Below are 1038 nucleotides of genomic sequence, written 5' to 3'. Positions count from 1 at the left end.
CCCCCACAAAACCACACCAAAATCAGAAAAACACAACAAATTTAAGCTTAGAATTCATACAGTTCAATAAAAATACCAAACGCAGAATAAAATAAACCGCCATCATGACAGCCATAAAAAACACCCTTAATATTAAGGGTGTTTTTGATTTAACAATCCAAGGATTAGTTAAATAGGTGATCAATCGCTGAACGCTCTTCTTCTAGCTCGCCAAGCGTGATGTTGATACGCTCTTGGCTGAATTCGTCGATCTCAAGACCTTGAACGATTTTGTATTCGCCATTTTCGGTCGTTACAGGGAATCCGAACATTACGCCTTCTGGGATGCCGTATGAACCGTCAGATGGGATACCCATAGTTACCCACTCACCGTTTGAGCCTAAAGCCCAGTCACGCATATGGTCGATGGCTGCGTTCGCTGCTGATGCTGCTGATGACAGGCCACGCGCTTCGATGATCGCTGCGCCACGCTTACCAACGGTAGGTAGGAAAGTGTTAGCATTCCACTCTTGGTCGTTGATCATGTCTTTTACAGATTCGCCATTCACTGTAGCAAAACGATAGTCTGCGTACATGGTTGGGCTGTGGTTACCCCATACAGTTAGGTTTTTGATGTCTTTAACTGCGGTGCCAGTTTTCTTAGCTACTTGAGTTAGCGCGCGGTTGTGGTCTAGGCGAAGCATTGCGGTGAAGTTCTTGGCAGGTAGATCTGGTGCTGACTTCATGGCGATGTATGCGTTGGTGTTTGCAGGGTTACCTACCACCAATACTTTAACGTCACGGCTAGCTACGTCGTTTAGTGCTTTACCTTGAACGGTGAAGATTTTCGCGTTTTCTTGAAGTAGGTCAGCACGCTCCATGCCAGGACCACGAGGACGCGCACCTACCAATAGGGCATAGTCTGCATCTTTGAATGCCACGTTTGGATCGTCAGTACCAATCACGTCTTGAAGCAATGGGAATGCGCAGTCATCTAGCTCCATGATAACGCCTTGTAGAGCTTGTTGTGCTTTTTCGTTCGGGATTTCTAGTAGTTGT

At 46.2% G+C, this 1038-nt stretch carries 1 protein-coding gene; it reads right to left on the bottom strand.

Annotated elements, in window-relative coordinates; genetic code table 11:
• Nucleotides 1-164 precede the first annotated feature (164 nt).
• On the bottom strand, nucleotides 165-1038 hold an 874-nt coding region (locus GY683_RS01160), incomplete at its 5' end, for a malate dehydrogenase (RefSeq protein WP_297287009.1).

Source organism: Moraxella sp. (assembly GCF_024227015.1).
Classification (GTDB): domain Bacteria; phylum Pseudomonadota; class Gammaproteobacteria; order Pseudomonadales; family Moraxellaceae; genus Moraxella.
Note: the sequence above shows the minus strand (reverse complement) of the source record. Positions and strands in the feature narration are given on the sequence as shown.